Source organism: Cyclobacterium sp. L-R (genome assembly GCF_056859355.1).
The window spans coordinates 197,741-211,461 of sequence record NZ_JBSXOH010000073.1; the positions used below are offsets into that span (position 1 = coordinate 197,741).

A 13,721-nucleotide genomic window follows, 5' to 3' on the forward strand; every position below is an offset into this window, starting at 1 on the left:
ACCAATAGATCAAGTGAAGATTCTTATAAAAGCATATTGCTGATTTACCTAAAACAAGCTAAGAGAGCGGTAGGGGAAATCAATTGTTCCCAGCTGCGGCGTTGGTTATATTTTGAAGGGCATTGCTGATTTGATCAATTTCCGTCTCACTTCCTGTAATCTGATGACGCATACTCAAAAATTCAGGGTCATTGTAAGAAAGGTGGACTTTACCATCAGCATCTTCCCATACAAGAATTTTTTGGGGTAAATCCAAACCTATTGTTTGAGATTCCTGCATTAATGGTGTACCTAAATTTGGGTTTCCGAAAGTTATGATTTTTGTAGGCCTCAATTCAAGTCCTTTGCTTTGGGCATTTGCCTGATGGTCCAATTCCGCCAAGATGGAGAGGTTTTCATTTTCGGAAATGATGGTTTTTAAACTTTGGTAGGTAGCTTCGAAATTTTGGGAGCTCGTTACTGTTTCTATCCCTTCATTTGCTGTAACCGATTGAGAGACACTACTGCTTAGATCATTTTGTATTGCTCCACCTACGAGGTTTTCCAGTGCTGCGGAAATCTGAGTGAGGCTCTGCTCCCCACCTAAGGCATGACGCGATGCCAAATATTCTGTGCTATTGTAGAGGGCATAAACGGAATCTTCCATTGTGTAAAACAATACTTTTTGTGGGAGGTCTAATCCCGCAAGCTGATTTTTTTGCATTAAAGGAGTGCCAAGATTAGGGTTTCCGAAGAAGATAATTTTGGTTGGGCCTAACTCTTTACCGACAGAGGCAGCGTTTTGTGCATGATCTACTTCTGCCACTATTCCGATTTGATCGTTGTTATTCAGTCCCGTTTTTAATGCGGTGTAAGCCTCCTCCATGGGGACTTTACTCATCCCAAATTTTGTGCCGGTAACTTTAGGGTTAATGTCTTTATCTGGCTCGTTGTCGGAAGTAACATCACAGGCAGCCATTATGAGCACACAACTGAAAATTGAGATTATTTTATACATTTCAAATTTCTTTAAATAGATACTTAGATTATATTTTTTAAGTTGTTATTTGTACTTCAATAACTGTTCCAATATTTAATTTCACTTTTCCAGTAAGTTGGGGCGTTTTTATAGGTAGTAATATAACGTTAGTTGGTGCCCTTTTTTACGTTTTAATTGAGCCTGCTTCGGTTAGATTTTGTCATCATTATTGCGGAAAAAAAATGCAACAATGCCGCCAAAATCATCCACATGTTTTTCCTTGTCCACGGGTTAAGCGCCCGTGGTTATTAATGTTGCAGCCTTTAAGGCTTCTCTCGGGAAAAGGTGTGATTGCGTTTTTTCTGGTAATACTGAAGATTTCCTTTATAGCCACTAAAGCTAAAGGATTTAGGGAGTTTATTTTCTCAGAAGTTTAAGCTAAATCGGATTTCTTGGATGGATAAAGCTTCTCTTACGACATATCAATAAATGCTAAATTTAAACCCGGATTATGTAATAGGATTTCTCCGCCCTGACAAGGTCAGGGGTGATGCCTGTCCCGTGTTTACGGGAAGTGTTGCAATCGCAAGAAAATCAGACTGTTTGGATATTTTAATATAACACCGCTATGGTGAAATTGAAAGCAGCAACGAAGTGGGTGATTTTGAAGCGATTTCAGCACGTAATAGATTGTCTATTGCATATTTCGGGTTAAAATAGGTACAACAGGGGTAGATTTTGTCAGCATTGTTACGAGAAAAATGCAACAATACCGACAAAATCAAACACGGGTTTACCTGATCTAGGCCTTAGCACCCGCTTATTTCTTGTTTTTTAAAAAGGCCACCAGGTCTTCTGGATTAGCTCTGTTTCTATAATCCGCATCCAAAAAGGCATATTCTATAATGCCATCCTGACCAATAATATAGGTAGCAGCAAGTGGGAGTTCATTTTCTTTATTGCCATTGTAAGCACTGAGACTGAACTTTTGGCCATATATTTTTGCCACTCCTTCGTGAAGTTGAAAGACGATGCCGTACTGTTTCCCCACTCTATTGTCAATGTCACTTAATACTTCAAATGCTAAATTGTTCTTTTCTGAGGTACTTAGTGATTTGTCTGGAAGTTCTGGCGTCAATGCCAGAAGTTGGGCACCAAGTGCTTTGAATGCTGGTAAAGTTTGCTGTAAATGATACAAGGTTAGGTTGCAATAAGGACACCAGCCTCCCCGGTACCAGGTAAGAACAACTGGGCCATTTTTTAAGTGATCAGAAAGTTTTACTATTTCTCCTTTTGCATTGTTCAATACAAAATCCGGAGCCGATTCGCCTACTTGTAGGGCTTTTTCAACCAAGCCACTTTCCACAACTTCATCTATGCCTTTTTTATAGGTGATTTTAGTTTCGTCAGGAGCAGTTTCATTGAACTTGTCTTTTTGCTGTTGTAGTTCTTCCTGTAAGGTCACTCTTGCTTGTTCATTCATATTACCCATAGCTTTTAATTCCAATAACTATACACTAGTCGGCTAAAAACGATGCCAAGGATTATAAATTAATTTTTTAGAAACTCTCTCAATCCATAGCTAGCCAAAACCCCTTCGCCAGTAGCAGCAGCCACCTGAGCGATGGCTCCTTCACGGTTGTCTCCTGCGGCAAATATTCCATGGACCGATGTTTTTGCCAAACCTGTGGTGGTTATAAAACCACGTTCATTCATTTCCACCAAACCTTTAAAACTTGCATTGTTGGGTTTTAGGCCCACAAAGATGAAAACGCCATCAGCACTGATCACTTCTTCTTCACCTGTAATCGAATCCCTAACTCTCAAGCCTGCAAATTTTCCATCTTGGTTAATATCCAATGCTAAAGCATCCTTATTGTAATGGGTTTCTACATTGTCAAGTTCAGGCAGTTTATCTATATAGGTTTGCGATGCCTTAAAGGAGGCGCTTCGGTTTATGATTTTTACTTTCTTCGTAAAGCCAGAAAGAAAGATGCCTTCTTCCAAAGCCGAGTTTCCACCACCTATAACAATCACTTCCCTATCTCTGTAGAAGGCGCCATCACAGGTAGCGCAAAAGTGCACACTCGCACCTATCAACTCGCTTTCGCCTGGTATGTTGAGCTTCTCGTAAGTAGAACCTGTAGACAGTACCACAGAGCGCCCAAAAAACAAATTTGTTTTGGTCCTCACGTTAAAAAGGTTGTTGACCTTCTCTATGCTTACCACTTCTTCGCCTGTCTTTATGGTTGCACCATATACTCTTGCTTGCTCTTCCATTTTGTCCATTAGGTCAGGACCTGAAATGGAAGTAAAGCCAGGATAATTTTCAATTTTTTCGGTTAAAAAGGCATTTCCACCTACCGTTTTTTTCTCTAGAATTAAAGTACTGAATCGGTCTCTTTGGGCATAAATAGAAGTAGTCAAGCCAGCGGCACCAGCTCCAATGATAATACTATCAAATACCTTAGTAATTTTCTCTTCATCCAATTTGAGGGCAATTCTCAGCGCTTCGTTTTCAGGTTCCACCAAGATGTCCTCATCAATGAGAATGGTTGGAATTTTCCTTTTCCCATTGTTGATTTTTTCAATTATGGGAATGGCCCATTCGTTTTCATCAATATTGATGTATTGAAAGTTAATTTTATTGTCTACCAAAAAGGACTTTGACTTGATACAGTCCGGGCACCAATCGGCACCGTAAAGGATAACCCTTCCCTCTTCGTTTATCCCTAGGATACTGGAAAGTGCTGCATTATCCGGATTGGTATAACTTTTTCCATTGATTATCAAGGTTGGGATTATACGCTTGCCTTTGTTTATTGCCTCTACTTTTTTTGTAGCAGTTTCATCGAGATCTACATCAATAAAAGTGAAGTCAATATTATTTTCGGATAAGAAAGCTTTTGCTCTTCGGCAATCAGGACACCAGTCGGCACCGTAAAGTGTTATCTCGTTCATTGTTGCGTTTTTTATAATTCAGTATCAACTTTAGCCTTTGAATAATTACCCCAAACCATTAATGATACGCCAAGGTAAGGGATGTCTTTGACCAAAAAGAAATCTGTAACTGGAAAGCCATCAACTAATTTCCAAACACCGGGAGTGGTGATAAGGAAGCTAAGGGTGGTAATAAAAATGACAGTGGAACTTATGCCGGCAATTTTTCCTAATTGTGGCCAATACATTGTGCCAAACAATAATGCCCCGATGACAATTTCTGAGAAACCTATAAGGTTTGAAACTGCCTGTAAGGACAAGAGACTATAAAGCCAATTCATGGCGAAGTGATTTTCTACCAATGGCTTTATTAATGCTGCCTCTGTAGGAGTAAACTTAAACAATCCTATCCAAATAAGTATGAGGGCTGTGCCAAATACTCCTATATTATAACCGAGTGTTGAAATTTTGTTTTGCATAATTTGTGTTTAAAAGTAGGCTTTGCAACAATATTCGAAAGGAATACCTATTGCAAAACCCTTGTTAAACCTTATAATTCTGGAGCCAATGGGAAATCAATTTCAAAACCTGTAAGGTTATGAAGGTAGTTGCTCATGATTTTGTCACCGATAAGTATGACCACATCTATCAAGTTTGCTACATTGTATCCTGCGGCAAAAAAGGCTTCTTTGACACTTTCTTCTACTTTACCATGGTTACTTACCGTTGCTGCAGTAAATTTTGTCAAGGCATCAAGCTTTTCATCAAAACTGGCTGATCCACCTCGAATTTCAATAATTTGCTCGTCGGTAAATCCATTCATTTTACCTAGCGCAGTATGGGCTGACTGGCAGTATCTGCAACCATTGATTTGACTCGTAACCAGATTAACCACTTCTTTCTCTTTGGCTTTTAGTGTAGTTTTTCTACTTTGTAGGGCAAGGTAATCCGCTAATGCTGTTTCATTTTTAGCATAAAAAGCGTAAAGATTTGGGACAAAGCCAATTTGTTTTTCCAGTTGATCAAAAATAGCCTGGTTGCTTTCAGATACTTCAGATTTTGTTGGTACGTTAAATGCTGATGCTGTAGTTGTCATAATAAAATGTTTTTAAGTTTTGTTTGTTGATTAATAACAATACAAAGATTCAGCATTTACAGCCCTAATGGTTAGGTCAAATTGCCTTGCTGCTTGGCAATTTTTCCCATATTAATAAAAAGGTATTTGGAAGGCCTTAAACCCGGATTATGTAATAGGATTCGTGATGAGTGCTGCAATCGCAAGACAATCAGGCTGTTTGAAGCGATTTCAGCACGTAATAGATTGTCTATTGCATATTTCGGGTTAAACATTGGAATGATCAACTCTTATTATAGCCTTTGTGATGTATTTCCGGAAGAGAAACCTTGAGAGGAGAAAAAAATACTCAGGTAGCCATTTTCTTTGGAAGAGTAAACTATGTTATTGCAAAACGCCTTTAGCAATCAATTTGAAGATAAGGGGCTTGTTGTTGTCAATTAATGAAGCGTTATGGTCAATCCTGTATTTAAAAAATAAGAGCTAACCCATAATATGGATCAGCTCTTAATAACTTTACTTAGATGGGATTTTATATAATGGGGTCTCCTCCTCTATTGGCCTGAGAAGGTCTATCACCCCTTCGGTCTTTTTCTAGAAATCCACTACCGGAATTTTTATCTTTGATCCTATCTGCACTTACATCTAAAGTGTCTTGATGACGAAAGAAGGTTCTGTTTTCAAAGTCATATCGTCCGTTTAAACTACGGTCTTCTTGGCTATAATAGGTACGCATGGTATGAAGAAACTCTCCTTGTGGTCCAATTGGCCAATTGTCACTATCAAATCCCGGAGCATTTTCCAATGTTTCTTTGGTCTCTCTCACAAATATAGCATCATCATAGGAAGGTTTGAAGCCAAAAGATTCGAAAGGTAGGGCTAAAAGCTTTGAACCAAGGTTCAAAAATCCTTCGTCCACCTTCAAAACTACATAATCAACTTGTGAAGTGCTGGTGTTAAGAACAATGTCTTTTATGGAACCTACAGACTCATCTCTTGCGGTTTTTACTTTACGTGAAATTAAATCCGTTCCTCTCAACTGAAAATCATTTGCATTTTTCATTGTAATAGTTGGTTAATGAGAAATTCATTTACATGATATTCTCAAGTTTTATGCCAAAACCACTGTAAATATAAAATACTATTAATTCCATATATAATTATTTTATTTACCAATAGATGATATATAGTAAATATTTAATCAGTTAAATTTTTATTTTAATCAGTTATTTTCTTTGCTAAAATTTTTTATAAAAAAATTTTCAAAATTCCCAGCATAGCATTTATCCCGAAGGGAATTTTTGTTTAATAGCTGTAGAAATACGTTTCGGCTATTATTATTTTCCTAGCAATTTTTCTCAGGATTCTTATCGCTTCTCTCTTCCAAAGTTCTACTTTTCTCTCCATCAATACTGTCATTCTGTTTAGCAACTCAATATTTTTAGGTGTAGTTATGGTATTGTTTTTTGGGTCTTCGGCTTTCTTCTTGATGGAGTTCATCAATTTTACAATAAAAAAGATGGTGAATCCAATTATCAAAAAAACCACACTTGCTTCCAGTAATTTACCGTAACCAATTGCGAATTCTTCTGTCGCATTAACTCCACCTGAGATTAACTCCTGCCTCAAAATTAATTTTTTGTTTTCCCAATTTATTCCATTGGTCAAAAATGATAGGGGTTGCAAAAAAATTCTTTTACCCCGGATTATGTAATAGGATTTCTCCGCCCTGACAATGGTCAGGGGTGAAGCCTGTCCCGTGTTTACGGGAAGTGTTGCAATCGCAAGAAAATCAGGCTGTTTGGATATTTTAGCATAGCGCCGCTATAGTGGAATTGAAAACAGCAATGAAGTGGCTGATTTTGAAGCGATTTCAGCACGTAATAGATTGTTTATTGCATATTTCGGGTTTACCAAAACGTCTACTACTTTGTTGAAAGCCGCACCTATGATTACACCTATTGCGATGTCAATCATATTTCCCTTCACGGCAAATACCGGAAGGTACAGGAGATTTTCAATAAAAATGGCTGGAAAAAACAAAAGCCAGTTCACAATGAACTGGCTTTGTCGGGGTGGCAAGATTCGAACTTGCGACCTCCTCGTCCCAAACGAGGCGCGATGACCGGGCTACGCTACACCCCGTTTATTCCCTTATTGGGAGGACAAAAGTAAATAAAATTTGAGTAAATCAAAAAGGTTTGGCAATTATTTTAAATATTTTTTCAATTTATTTTTCTGCTTAATCTGTGTTTAAACCTTAAATAACCATTAGAATCCTTTATTTGTGTTGCAATCACAAGAAAATCAGGCAGTTTGGATTTATTTGTAAAATATTGATCGGTTGAGCCTATTTGTCCGTTTTGAAAAATCGCAAACAGCAAGGAAGCCGATGATTTTTGAAGCGATTTAAGCAGTTAATAAATTAGCTATTGCCCAGATCGAGCTAAATTCTAAGCGGGAAAAAGATTTGTCTTGAATATCTTAATGGCAATTGAAAGCAGAATGATTCCAAATATTCTCCGTAAAATATCTAAGCCTGTCTTCCCTAGTTTTTGCTCTAGAAAATGGGTGCTTTTCAAAACCACATAAATGATGATCAGGTTTAAGACAATTCCTATGGCAATATTTGCCTGCCCATATTCAGCCTTAAGTGTTAAGATGGTGGTGAGGGTGCCGGCACCTGCTATTAATGGAAAGGCTATGGGTACTATAGACGTGCTGGTAGAGCTTGCTTCAGGGTCGGTTTTAAATATTTCTATGCCAAGGATCATCTCTGCCCCTATGGCAAAGATGATCAAGGCACCGGCGATGGCAAAGTCTTCTACATCTATTCCAAAAAGGCTCAGAATAGATTTTCCGACAAGAAGGAAAGTTACCATCAAAACTCCTGCTACTATTGTGGCCTTACCACTTTGGATATGGCCTACCTTTTTTCTAAGATTGATCACTATGGGTATAGATCCTAGAATATCAATCACAGAAAACAAAATCAAAGTAACGGATAATATTTCCTTCAGGTTAAACAAACTATTATAATTTAATAAGCCTTGAGAAAAGTAATTAATTGTTCAAACTCCTGCTCATTCAATGCGGGGAAATTAGCAATTCTGAAGCTAGTTGGTTTTAATGGACCATATCCACTGCCCATTTGCATTCCATTGGCTTCAGCGTCTGTTTTTATGCGTTTAATGAAGCTTTCTTCTCCTCCTACCCCCAGTACGGTTCTACTTCTTGTAGCTGCATTGCTTACAAGGAAATCTAAAGCTTTGGAATTTTCAACGATACTTTCCAATGCCCTCATTCGCTCTTCTGTTTTTTTATGAATATCCTTGATGTTTGGCATATCGGTTAATACCCGATTCAACAGAAAAATACCGAGAACATTTGGCGTATAATGTGTTTGGTTGTTGGCCGCATTTTCCAACATGAAATTAAGGCTGTTGTATCTTCCAGTTTCCCCTTTTTCCTTGGCCCTTTCTACGGCCTTTGGAGAGAGTATCAATACACCCAAACCTGCAGGCAGACCAAAGCATTTTTGTACTGAAGCATACCAGATGTCAGCCAGGCTGAAATCAAGGTAGATCCCAGCCATAGACGATGTGGTGTCTATGGCCAACATTTTGTCAGGATACTTTTCACCTATTGCGGCAATGGTTTCATTGGTAACCTGAGTGGCATTGGCCGTTTCATTTTGTGTGATGGCGATGATATCAAAATCAGACCCAATTTCCAGTTTATTGACCGCAATTTCTTTGTTTTTGTCCACTACAAGCGCAGCAGTGCCAGGGTTGATATGCTGAGCAAAGCCGAACCATTTTTTGCCAAATGAGCCGGAATAAATATGATAGGAAGACTTTAAAACCAATGATTGCGTAATGATTTCCCAGTTTTCTGTAGCTGAGGAAGTGAAAAGCAATTTGTAATCAGCTGGAACACCCAACTTTTCCTTGAACAACCTTTCGGTATCTTTGTACAGGTCCATGAAAACCGCACTGCGGTGATTGGCGCTTAAGATTCCTTGTTGAAAGGCTTCTTGAAAATAGTCCGGTAATTTGTCGTATACCTTAGATGGGCCTGGAGCAAAAGTGAGTAATGCCATTATGCGTTTTCTTTCTTATTGTCGATAAAATAGTTCAATCCAAGCTCGTAGCCTTTTAATCCAAGACCTGCAATCATCCCTACACATTCCTTGGAAATGATGCTTTTGTGTCGGAAAGTTTCTCTTTTGTAAATATTTGAAATATGTATTTCCAAAACAGGGGTATTGATTCCAGCAATGGCATCTGATAAGGCAACAGAAGTATGGGTGTATGCTCCGGCATTCATAAGGATGGCATCATGTTCAAAACCTACCTCATGGAGCTTGTTAACCAACTCACCTTCTACATTACTTTGGTAATAGTTCAATTCCAGCTCTGGATACTTCTGAACCAAGGTTTCAAAATAATCTTCAAATGAACGGCTGCCGTAAATCTCCGGCTCGCGCTTACCTAATAAATTTAGATTGGGGCCGTTTATAATCGTGATTTTCAATGTTAGGTGGATTTAATTGACTACTAAACAGGTCCAAAGTTAAGCATTCGGAAAACAACTTAAATGCTTATCCATATGTTTTTAAGAAAACTATTATTTAATAACTGTATTGAGTTAATTTTACTAAATGTCTTGGGATAAAGAAACAAAAGCATTTGGGTATTACCTTAAAATTGAACGCTCACTAAGCGAAAACTCTATTTTGGCTTATGGTCAGGATATTCATAAGCTAGCGGATTTTATGGAGAAAAATTTTCCGGAAATCTCACCCAAGGAAGTGCAGTTGTATCACCTTCGGCAATTTATCAAAGTATTGGCAGAATTGTCCATTTCGGAGTTTTCTCAAGCGAGAATAATTTCCGGCATCAAGGCATTTTTTAAGTTCATGATGTATGAAGATAAGATAAGGGAAAACCCTTCCGTCTTGCTTGAAGCGCCTAAGCTGACCCGTACCTTACCCGATACTTTAAGTTATTCTGAAATAGAGCAATTGTTTGAAGCGATCCCTTTGGGAGAGCCGGAAGGACATAGAAACAGAGCCATATTGGAAATGCTTTATAGCAGTGGGCTAAGGGTCTCAGAATTGACCAATCTAAAAATTAGTCATTATTACGAAGACATAGGGTTTTTAAGAATTTTGGGAAAAGGAAATAAAGAACGCCTGGTACCCATAGGTAAATCCGCTGCCAAATACTTGGCCATCTACCTAAAGGAAGTTAGGGCGCATCAGGTGATAGCTGCAGGGCACGAAGATTATGTGTTTCTTAACAGGAGAGGAAAAAAACTATCCCGGGTGATGGTCTTTTTAATTATTAAGAAAGCTGTTGAAAAAGCAGGTCTTGGAAAAAAGGTAAGTCCACATACTTTTAGACACAGCTTTGCTACCCATCTTGTGGAGGGTGGGGCGGATTTGAGGGCTGTGCAGGAAATGCTCGGCCATGAAAGTATCACTACCACAGAAATTTATACTCACCTTGACAGGGACTATTTGAGACAGGTATTGAACGAGTTTCTTCCGGGAAAAGCTTGATTTTAGCCTTTTATCCTGTTGTTAACCGTTATTTGCTGTTATAGAAAGGATGCCTTTCCATGGTTTTCTTTTGAAAAATTATTGTAAAATGAAGATCAAATATTGACTTAATGGTAAAGTGAAAGCCTAGAGATTGCCTTAGGCATGTTTTTTGAATTGAAGGAATTGGTAAAAAATATTGACAATGATTTCAGGTAAAACAATGAAGACCACTTATTTTTTAGGAATGATATTTTGGCTGATGACCTTGCCTATGGAGGTCAATGCTCAGGAAAGGCTCAAGAAATTGATCGGTGAAAGAGAGCGACTTCATCAGGAGTGGCAGGAATCTGAGGGGAAAAAGTCAGGGATTTTTGGCAATAGAACCAAAAAAGACATGACGGTTACCAATGAATGGATGGTGCGTATACTGCAAAAGGACAACCAGATAATTGGTGAATTGGAGTTATTGAAGGATATAGAGACCACTGAAATTGGCCATGAAAAGGAGGATTATAAATTCATTGCTCAAAAAGCGGAAGAAGACATTGTAAAGCTCAAGAGAGCCTTGAAATTAAAAGATGAGAAAATAGAGGAAGGCATAAAGGAGAAACGTACCTATGAATGGACCACTCTTATTTTCTTTATTAGCAGCCTGGTATTGGGTTTTATGTACTCCCGAAAACGAAGGAATCAGGTAAATTAAAAAATTGAACTATTACGGTTTTCTTTAATTTTTGTTTTATTATCCGCGGGGTTTTGATAATTTCATTTTTTAAAACCTAAAACGATTATGAGTAAACTTATTATTAATAGCTTTGAAGACTTCCAAGATTACATAGGAAAAGAATTGGGAGTTTCTGAGTACCATAAAGTAACACAAGACCAAATCAATCTTTTTGCCGATGCCACCATTGATCACCAATGGATTCATACTGATCCTGAAAAAGCAAAGGCTGAAGGTGCATTTGGTGGAACCATAGCACATGGCTACCTGACGCTTTCATTGGTCCCTTTTCTTTGGAATCAGATAGTAGAGGTCAATAACCTCAAGATGATGGTCAATTATGGTATAGAAAATCTTCGATTTGCCAACCCTGTTAAAGTAAACGATGAAATTCGGATGCATGCCACTCTTGCAAATATCAGTGACCTAAGAGGAACCATAAAGACAGAAATGAAAGTAAAGATTGAGATCAAAGGAGAAAGAAAACCTGCTCTTGCCGCTCAATTGATTTTCCTTTATCACTTCCAGTAAATTTTTCCCTTATTTATTTTATAACTAGATCAAACCCGCTTATTTATATTAAGAATTATACTTTGTGATTTTAATCAACAGCTAGATTTTGTGCCGTTGAAATAGTATTAATAGTTGAGAAACCAAACAATTGGCTAGGTTAAAAATAAAAACAACGCCCATAGGACGCTGTCTTTTCCATTATAAAAAACCTAATCTTTACTTATTAAAGTCTATTTCTTTCTTCCGTGCTTCCGCTTCGTTGGGATACACTAAATTTCTCTCCTTGGGAAAACTTCCAGCGGAGGGTAAAACGAACACTTTGCATGCTACCATATTGTCGGACATCCGTATTGATATTGTAAAAATCGATACCTCCTCTAACTTTCATTGTCCTAAATATATCGGAACCGTTTATTGTTAGGCTTAATTTTTCATCCTTAAAGGTTTTTGTTATCCCGGCATCTAACCAGCTCATCCCATTTATTTTTATCTGGCCATCTTGGAAAGGGCTTCTATATATCCCTACCAATTCTACTTTGAAACCTTTGGGTAAAATAATATTGTGCTGGCTACGAAACATGTATGAAAACTGCTTCACATCTAGTAAGTCTTCACCTATTTGAGATTGGAAAGAATTGCCATTGAATTGCAACATATTGCTTGTGTTGTACCAGTCAGCAAAGGCTACAGGTATGGTTGCTCTTAGCCCTAAATTCTGGGTACGGTCAAGGTTTCGCATTTGGATCAGGGTGGTTCTACTGTCTTCATCCTGGGTCAGAATCTGCCCGAAAGCATTTTCTGTTTGGGAATAAGTCAAGGCAATTTGGTAAGAACCTTTATAGATGTGGTTCATTTCAAAATTATTCGCATACTGTGGCTTAAGGTTAGGATTTCCTTCCTCTGTTGTCAATGGATCTATATAGAAGACAAAAGGGTTGAGTTGACGATAATGTGGTCGGGTAATTCTTCTATTGACATTGTATACAATTTGGTAATTGTCGTTCAATTTGTGCTGCAAGTATACACTTGGGAAAAAATTGATGTACTGTTGCGTATTTACCTGATTGGAAGTTATGGAATTGCCCTCAATGTCTGCATACTCTGCTCTTAAGCCTGTTTGGTACTCAAGCTTTTTGCCAAGCGGGCCTTTGAAAGATGCGTAGGCTGCCATCACTTTCTCTTTATAGATAAAATGATTGCTATTACCATCAGGTACAAAGGGACCTTCTTCTTCACTTTTATCAATTTCCAAAAGGTTATCTGATTTTACCCAACTTCCTTTAAGACCTAATTCCAGGGTTTTGTTTTCTCCTATTGGTTTTGTAAAGTCTGTTTTGACAGTATAGATGGAATAAACCATGGCATTGCCAGTTCGCAGTTTGTTTAGCCTTGCCTCTTCTCTTTCTTCATTTTCCCAATAGCTATTGTCCAATAAAATCAGGCTACTTGCATCCATATTGGAATAATCGAAATCTGCAGAAATCTTGGTGCCGAGGGTATCAAGTTTTCCTGTATAATGAAGGTTTCCAAATAATCGAGCATTATCAAAATCGGTGGTATTTAGCGCGTTAATATAATTGATTGCATCATTTTCAGGATTAGTAATGGTGGTGAAGGAATTCCCCTTTTCATCACCATTTTGTGTGGAAGCCTGTATATTGATCCCTACGCTATGTTTTTCATTGATCTGATAGTCTGTTCCACCAGAGAAAAATAAATTTTTGTTGAGCATTTTCATTTTTGCTCTTTGATCAAACTCTGAAAGACCATTTTCCAGTTGGAACCTTCTGAGGAGATCTAACTCCATTAACCTGCCCCAATGGTTGTAATTTAAACTGGCATTTGAAGTCCATTTATTTCTTTTAAAATTCACTGTTCCACCGATAGAGGGCAGGTTGGCACCATTGTATTGGTTGCCCACATGGACGTTTCCATTGATACCATTGTAAGTATTCTTTTTTAA

The 13,721-nt window shown here is 38.0% G+C and carries 15 protein-coding genes and 1 tRNA gene; 3 read left to right on the forward strand and 13 right to left on the reverse strand.

Annotated elements, in window-relative coordinates; all coding sequences use genetic code 11:
• Nucleotides 1-79 precede the first annotated feature (79 nt).
• The 12 genes from AC13EX_RS12960 to aroQ form a co-directional block, all read right to left on the reverse strand.
• Entirely contained in the window at nucleotides 80-997 is a 918-nt protein-coding gene (locus AC13EX_RS12960; RefSeq protein WP_482893006.1) for a DUF302 domain-containing protein, read from the reverse strand.
• Nucleotides 998-1,778: 781 nt separating this feature from the next.
• Entirely contained in the window at nucleotides 1,779-2,441 is a 663-nt protein-coding gene (locus AC13EX_RS12965; RefSeq protein ID WP_482893007.1) for a peroxiredoxin-like family protein, read from the reverse strand.
• Nucleotides 2,442-2,509: 68 nt separating this feature from the next.
• Nucleotides 2,510-3,919 carry an FAD-dependent oxidoreductase gene (locus tag AC13EX_RS12970; RefSeq protein WP_482893008.1) on the reverse strand — a complete coding sequence of 470 codons (1,410 nt, stop codon included), beginning with the start codon at nucleotides 3,917-3,919 and terminating at the stop codon, nucleotides 2,510-2,512.
• An 11-nt stretch (nucleotides 3,920-3,930) separates the two neighbouring features.
• Nucleotides 3,931-4,377: a DUF417 family protein gene (locus AC13EX_RS12975; RefSeq protein WP_482893009.1), complete on the reverse strand. Its 447-nt coding sequence runs from the start codon at nucleotides 4,375-4,377 to the stop codon at nucleotides 3,931-3,933.
• 71 nt (nucleotides 4,378-4,448) lie between these two features.
• Complete coding sequence (locus AC13EX_RS12980) at nucleotides 4,449-4,994, reverse strand: carboxymuconolactone decarboxylase family protein (RefSeq protein ID WP_482893010.1); 546 nt, start codon at nucleotides 4,992-4,994, stop codon at nucleotides 4,449-4,451.
• Nucleotides 4,995-5,505: 511 nt separating this feature from the next.
• Entirely contained in the window at nucleotides 5,506-6,036 is a 531-nt protein-coding gene (locus AC13EX_RS12985; RefSeq protein WP_048641461.1) for a PRC-barrel domain-containing protein, read from the reverse strand.
• Between the two features lie 242 nt (nucleotides 6,037-6,278).
• Nucleotides 6,279-6,659: an MscL family protein gene (locus AC13EX_RS12990; protein WP_482893011.1), complete on the reverse strand. Its 381-nt coding sequence runs from the start codon at nucleotides 6,657-6,659 to the stop codon at nucleotides 6,279-6,281.
• 138 nt (nucleotides 6,660-6,797) lie between these two features.
• Nucleotides 6,798-7,028, reverse strand: a complete 231-nt coding sequence (locus AC13EX_RS12995) for an MscL family protein (protein WP_482893012.1) — start codon at nucleotides 7,026-7,028, stop codon at nucleotides 6,798-6,800.
• A 15-nt stretch (nucleotides 7,029-7,043) separates the two neighbouring features.
• Nucleotides 7,044-7,118: transfer RNA gene (locus AC13EX_RS13000), tRNA-Pro, on the reverse strand.
• A 308-nt stretch (nucleotides 7,119-7,426) separates the two neighbouring features.
• Entirely contained in the window at nucleotides 7,427-8,002 is a 576-nt protein-coding gene (locus tag AC13EX_RS13005; RefSeq protein ID WP_048641460.1) for a MarC family protein, read from the reverse strand.
• An 11-nt stretch (nucleotides 8,003-8,013) separates the two neighbouring features.
• Nucleotides 8,014-9,075: an aminotransferase class V-fold PLP-dependent enzyme gene (locus AC13EX_RS13010; protein ID WP_482893013.1), complete on the reverse strand. Its 1,062-nt coding sequence runs from the start codon at nucleotides 9,073-9,075 to the stop codon at nucleotides 8,014-8,016.
• Entirely contained in the window at nucleotides 9,075-9,509 is a 435-nt protein-coding gene (aroQ, locus tag AC13EX_RS13015) for a type II 3-dehydroquinate dehydratase (RefSeq protein WP_048641458.1), read from the reverse strand. The genes AC13EX_RS13010 and aroQ overlap by 1 nt, the downstream gene beginning before the upstream one ends.
• Before the next feature lie 127 nt (nucleotides 9,510-9,636).
• Here aroQ and xerD point away from each other — a divergent pair, with 127 nt between their 5' ends.
• From xerD to AC13EX_RS13030, 3 genes are all read left to right on the forward strand, one after another.
• Nucleotides 9,637-10,539, forward strand: a complete 903-nt coding sequence (gene xerD / locus AC13EX_RS13020; protein WP_482893014.1) for a site-specific tyrosine recombinase XerD — start codon at nucleotides 9,637-9,639, stop codon at nucleotides 10,537-10,539.
• Nucleotides 10,540-10,741: 202 nt separating this feature from the next.
• The gene (locus AC13EX_RS13025; RefSeq protein ID WP_048644425.1) at nucleotides 10,742-11,224 is read left to right on the forward strand and encodes a hypothetical protein; all 483 of its coding nucleotides are present in this window, start codon (nucleotides 10,742-10,744) and stop codon (nucleotides 11,222-11,224) included.
• 87 nt (nucleotides 11,225-11,311) lie between these two features.
• Nucleotides 11,312-11,776, forward strand: coding sequence for a MaoC family dehydratase (locus AC13EX_RS13030; RefSeq protein WP_048641456.1), 465 nt, complete (start codon nucleotides 11,312-11,314; stop codon nucleotides 11,774-11,776).
• Nucleotides 11,777-11,981: 205 nt separating this feature from the next.
• Here the strand turns inward: AC13EX_RS13030 and AC13EX_RS13035 are convergent, their stop codons facing one another.
• Nucleotides 11,982-13,565, reverse strand: coding sequence for an outer membrane beta-barrel family protein (locus AC13EX_RS13035; RefSeq protein ID WP_482893074.1), 1,584 nt, complete (start codon nucleotides 13,563-13,565; stop codon nucleotides 11,982-11,984).
• Nucleotides 13,566-13,721: the final 156 nt, after the last annotated feature.

Excerpts from the sequence above, each read along its gene's own strand:
- AC13EX_RS13030 (WP_048641456.1), top strand. The coding sequence starts at position 11,312 with ATGAGTAAACTTATTATTAATAGCTTTGAAGACTTCCAAGATTACATA.
- AC13EX_RS12970 (WP_482893008.1), bottom strand. The coding sequence starts at position 3,919 with ATGAACGAGATAACACTTTACGGTGCCGACTGGTGTCCTGATTGCCGA.
- AC13EX_RS13025 (WP_048644425.1), top strand. The coding sequence starts at position 10,742 with ATGAAGACCACTTATTTTTTAGGAATGATATTTTGGCTGATGACCTTG.
- xerD (WP_482893014.1), top strand. The coding sequence starts at position 9,637 with ATGTCTTGGGATAAAGAAACAAAAGCATTTGGGTATTACCTTAAAATT.
- AC13EX_RS12980 (WP_482893010.1), bottom strand. The coding sequence starts at position 4,994 with ATGACAACTACAGCATCAGCATTTAACGTACCAACAAAATCTGAAGTA.
- AC13EX_RS12960 (WP_482893006.1), bottom strand. The coding sequence starts at position 997 with ATGTATAAAATAATCTCAATTTTCAGTTGTGTGCTCATAATGGCTGCC.
- AC13EX_RS13035 (WP_482893074.1), bottom strand. The coding sequence starts at position 13,565 with ATGGAGTTAGATCTCCTCAGAAGGTTCCAACTGGAAAATGGTCTTTCA.
- AC13EX_RS13010 (WP_482893013.1), bottom strand. The coding sequence starts at position 9,075 with ATGGCATTACTCACTTTTGCTCCAGGCCCATCTAAGGTATACGACAAA.
- AC13EX_RS12985 (WP_048641461.1), bottom strand. The coding sequence starts at position 6,036 with ATGAAAAATGCAAATGATTTTCAGTTGAGAGGAACGGATTTAATTTCA.
- AC13EX_RS12965 (WP_482893007.1), bottom strand. The coding sequence starts at position 2,441 with ATGAATGAACAAGCAAGAGTGACCTTACAGGAAGAACTACAACAGCAA.
- AC13EX_RS12975 (WP_482893009.1), bottom strand. The coding sequence starts at position 4,377 with ATGCAAAACAAAATTTCAACACTCGGTTATAATATAGGAGTATTTGGC.